The organism is Microvirga zambiensis WSM3693, assembly GCF_016735695.1.
Taxonomy (GTDB): Bacteria; Pseudomonadota; Alphaproteobacteria; order Rhizobiales; family Beijerinckiaceae; genus Microvirga; species Microvirga zambiensis.
Genome location: NZ_JAERQD010000139.1, coordinates 1 through 4697 on the forward strand (window position 1 = coordinate 1; position 4697 = coordinate 4697).

A 4697-nucleotide genomic window follows, 5' to 3' on the forward strand; every position below is an offset into this window, starting at 1 on the left:
ACCCATGGACGGCTTGAAATCGGAATGCCTGGACGGCTTCAGATTGGACGAAGTGGACGGCTTTGTCGGTATCCTCAGTCGCATCGAACTCAAGTGCGAGGGCATTGTCGGCTGTGTGGCACGCGGCTCGGATCATCACACACCTCCCGGATATCGCATCTCATAGCGTCGGTGTGGGGTTCGATGGCGAGCCCTTCTGGTTGATCAAATTCAGAAGATGCTGAGGGAGTGGATCTCTCATCTCCCGGTCATACATGGCCCGCAAGCGATTGCCGAGACTGGCAAGGCTGGAACGCCTCAGCTTGCGAACGGGAGGCTTGTTGTCGCCGCTGCCTCCCGCCGCTGGTGCCAAGGCCAACGTTCCCTCGGCACGGGGCTCATCATCCCTCATCCGATCTTCTCCTTGCAACTGTTTACCTGCGAAGTTTGGCTACTGATTATGGCATTGCGATGCACAAAATCGGGCGATCACCTTTGGTTAACCATGAGTGACCATTGACCTTGGACGATCCGATTTGCGCCACAAGCCCGACCCAATGCGGCGCTGATGTGCGCACACAACGCTCTTGGAATGTCATTTAGCGATCAACGAGTCACCTTATGAGTTTTGGAAGAACCCACGGAGGATTGCAGTTTCGTGTGACAGGCATAGGCCTCTCGGCCGCGACAATCATCGGGTGGGGGTTGTTCACCTATTCCATCCTCTCCGCGGGATCCGAGGAGCACGATCTCCGGCGCGAGGTTTCGCAACTTCGGCAACGGATTGAGACGGTCACCGCAGAGCGCGATCAACAGGCGCAAGCAAATGAACAGAGAATTCTGGCAGGCCAGGATCTGAACACCATGCTGATAAGCATTGAAGCAGCAACCGAAGAACTCCAGCGGCTGAATTCTCTCAAGGCGAGCGTTGATCAGGCGATTGAACAGGCCCGCCTTCAGCTCACCGGAGTGTCGGAACAGTCTGTCGATGTCACCGAAAGCCCCACGATCAGCACGACGTCATCTGTTCGTTTGTCGAAACAGGAGATCCGCGCCGCACAGGAAGCGCTTGTAGACTTCGGATATGGCAAACTGAAAGCGGACGGGTCATTCGGCCCCTCGACCCGCAAGGCCGTCAAGGCCTTTGAACGAGCCAACGGTTTGCCGGTCACGGGCAGGCTTGGAACGGCAACCTTCCGGGCGCTGAGAACTCACACGGCTTCGGTGGCTCAATAGCTCACCCTGTCCATCGGGTGGGCCGGCGGGGGCATCGCAATCGGAGCAACTCTCTGGTCTAACCCTCTGTTTACGGTTTGCACGCAGAGTCACAACGAGGCCGGACTTAGCCCGGCTGTTCACGTTCCAGTTGCGTTGAGATCATGCATTCGACCCGTAAGCCGCCTTTCGCCCCGCCACCCCTTCCCGGAGAGGACAATGCCCGTGAGATCACCAACGTCGTGAGGTTGCAGAAGGCTCGAAGGGGCGCCGAAAACGATCCAGTCCAAGACACCGGCGAGCCACCGTGGAGACAGGCCTTCGTTCTCGCCGAGGGGGTAAAAGCCACGCGCACGCCCGATCGCATCATTCGGGCTCGTAACGGCCATCCAGAGCCCGTGACTAGCGGACATGAGGAGTCCGTCCCTGAAGCCGACGCGGCTATCGGCAAACCCGTCCGCTCCGTCATCGGCGAGGAGGCCACCGAGGCTCATGAGCCAACGATCCGAAGCCAGATCGCTGAATTGCGGTCGGCCTTGGCGGCCGAGGATTCGGTCTCGGAACGGCTGACCCGCCTTGCCGACAAGGAAGCAGCCCTTGCTGATGAGAGCGGTGGAGAGGCGGCTGGCGGCCCGCGCTTTATGATCGAGACGGCAACACGCTTGCCATTTTCACCGCAAGCTCCAGAGCCGGTTGGATTGCGCCGTCAGGAGCAAAGCCAAGAGATCCAGTTACGGCCGACGGCCACGTCCTTCAGCTTGGTGTCTGCGGCCGTGTCCTTCTCGTGGCAGGGCAACTCCTACGGATTGGCTTCTACCCGACCGACGGAGACTCTCGACGCTCTGCCGGCCCGCTTTTCTGATGAGTTGGTGTTTCCTGACAGCGGTTTGACGAGCGATGCAGCCTATGGCGGTGGGAGCGATTCAATCGAGGCGATCGAGCCGGAGAATTCGACCACCGTCGACGCCTCACGGCCGTCCGAGCCGAGCCCGGAGAGCATCGCCACGACTGACATCACCGCGGAGGCGGCGCCTCCTGCTGGTACGGTAACCAGCGTGCCGGGGTCTATCGAGGCGGAGATCGATCTCAGCTACCTCGCTCTGTTCGATGATCTGGTGCCGACCACCGTTAAGACACCGCCGACGGGGGAGGTGGCACTGCAGCTCTGGACCGAACCGTTGGTCGATCCTGCGCCTTATGCCGCAATCGTACCGGCTCGGGAGCGGGGTGAGCAGCTGCCCATGCCTGATGCCGCAGACAACCAGGATCTTGCAGCAGCTCCTCGCGCCGAATCGCTTCAGGAGGCGGGCCCGATCGTCGATCTGCCCAAAGTTGCTCCCTCAACCTGGGGGCACCCGATCTTGCTCCCGGCAACCGTCGTGGACTGGTCCTACCAGAAGCCGGATATTGGGTTCTTGGCCGAGCCCCCCGACCGCGAGGGGCCGGAGCTGACCGAGGACATTCTGGAGGAAACAGCGGGCCGGCTCGAGAGGGTTATCCGTGACTTCGGCGTCAAGGGCGAAGTGATCCACGTCCATCCCGGCCCGGTGGTCACTTTGTACGAGTTCGAGCCCGCTCCAGGCATCAAGTCAGCGCGCGTGATCGCGTTGTCTGAGGACATCGCGCGCTCGATGAGTGCGGTCTCGGCCCGCGTCGCCGTGATCCCGGGCCGCAACGCCATCGGCATTGAGCTACCGAACGAGACCCGCGAAACCGTGTTCCTGCGGGAGCTCCTCGCCTCGGAGGATTTTGAAGTCTCGAAGCACAAGCTGCCTCTCTGCCTTGGCAAGACGATCGGCGGCGAGCCGGTGATCGCCGATCTCGCCCGCATGCCGCACCTGCTCGTCGCCGGCACAACTGGCTCGGGCAAGTCGGTGGCAATCAACACCATGATTCTGTCGCTGCTCTTTCGTTTCACGCCGGAAGAATGCCGCCTGATCATGGTCGACCCGAAAATGCTCGAGCTCTCGGTCTATGACGGCATCCCACACCTGCTCACCCCGGTCGTCACCGACCCGAAGAAGGCGATTATTGCTCTGCGGTGGGCGGTGCGCGAGATGGAAGATCGCTACAAAAAAATGGCGAAGCTCGGCGTGCGCAACATTGACGGCTTCAACGCCCGCGTGGTCGAGGCCAAGGCCAAGGGGGAGGTCATCACCCGGTCCATCCAGACGGGCTTCGACAAGGCCACAGGGGAGCTGACATACACCGAAGAGGTGATGGACCTCACGTCCTTGCCCTACATCGTGGTGATCGTCGACGAGATGGCCGACCTGATGATGGTGGCCGGCAAGGAGATCGAAGGGGCGATCCAGCGTCTCGCCCAGATGGCGCGGGCTGCCGGCATCCATGTCATCCTGGCCACCCAGCGCCCGTCGGTGGACGTGATCACCGGCACGATCAAGGCGAACTTCCCGACAAGGATCTCGTTCCAGGTGACCTCGAAGATCGACAGCCGCACGATCCTGGGCGAGATGGGCGCCGAGCAGCTTCTGGGCCAGGGCGACATGCTCCATATGCAAGGTGGCGGCCGCATCGCTCGCGTACACGGCCCCTTCGTTTCGGATCTGGAGGTCGAACGGGTCGTTGCTCACCTCAAGCGGCAGGCCAAACCCATCTACGTGGAGGCCGTCACGGCCGAAGACGAGGAAATGGAGCCAGAGGAGACCCCGGTCTTCGATGAGAGCGAGATAGAGCTTGGATCGGGTGAGTTGTTCGACCAAGCGGTCTCGATTGTGCTGCGGCACAAGAAGGCGTCGACCTCGTACATCCAGCGGCGGCTGCAGATCGGCTACAACCGGGCGGCCTCGCTGATGGAGCGGATGGAGAAGGAGGGCATCGTCGGACCCGCCAATCATGCGGGCAAGCGAGAGATTTTCATCGGAACGGGTGGAGCAGACGAGGACTGAGACTGGCAGAAGACCGGACTGGCACACGCAAACGAGCGTCGGCTCAGCCTCTAGCAGTCAGGGCAGCCTGCCAGCGTCATCTCATCTGCACACCGTGCCCCCGGGAGCGCCAAGGCGCTCCCCGGGGCTTGTGTTCTAAGAGCTCTATCCCACGATCGAAGCCGCTCGGGCGGGTGAGGTTGGCAAGGGTTTTGCGTTGGGCGCCTCCGAGGTGAAGGGTCTGGCGAGCCAAACCCCCGCGCCACGGACGAGATCTTAGCCCAAAATCGCTGAGGTGCAGCAGGCGACAAGCGAAGCCGCGCAGGCCATTCAAGCGATCGGCAGCACGATCAGCGCGAAGTCCCAGATCTCGACCTCGATTGCAGCGGCGCTCATCATAGTTGACACTATGTCGCTCAAGCTAATTGACGCCGGGCATGTGCTACGATCCCGTGATGTCAGCTCGGCAAAAATCGCTCCTCTTCTCGGGACCTCACGTCAGTCGGTCTGGGAGCGGTTTGGGTAGCCGCCTGAAGGATTACTGATCCGGCTTGGGTGAACTTGAACTATGCGGCATAGCGGAATGACGGATGCCCAAAGTAGCTGCGGATTCGG

Annotated in this window: 2 protein-coding genes and 1 pseudogene; all 3 read left to right on the plus strand. The window is 61.2% G+C overall.

Translation table 11 applies throughout. The features are described 5' to 3' along the window. The first annotated feature begins 684 nt into the window (after window positions 1–684). Window positions 685–1215, plus strand: a complete 531-nt coding sequence (locus tag JKL46_RS34080; RefSeq protein WP_246529726.1) for a peptidoglycan-binding domain-containing protein — start codon at window positions 685–687, stop codon at window positions 1213–1215. A 143-nt stretch (window positions 1216–1358) separates the two neighbouring features. Beyond that, complete coding sequence (locus JKL46_RS34085; protein ID WP_246529727.1) at window positions 1359–4103, plus strand: DNA translocase FtsK; 2745 nt, start codon at window positions 1359–1361, stop codon at window positions 4101–4103. Between the two features lie 142 nt (window positions 4104–4245). Next, window positions 4246–4384 (plus strand): annotated as a pseudogene (locus JKL46_RS36145) (methyl-accepting chemotaxis protein); the annotation flags it as partial. Between the last annotated feature and the right edge of the window lie 313 nt (window positions 4385–4697).

Excerpts from the sequence above, each read along its gene's own strand:
- JKL46_RS34085 (WP_246529727.1), top strand. The coding sequence starts at position 1,359 with ATGCATTCGACCCGTAAGCCGCCTTTCGCCCCGCCACCCCTTCCCGGA.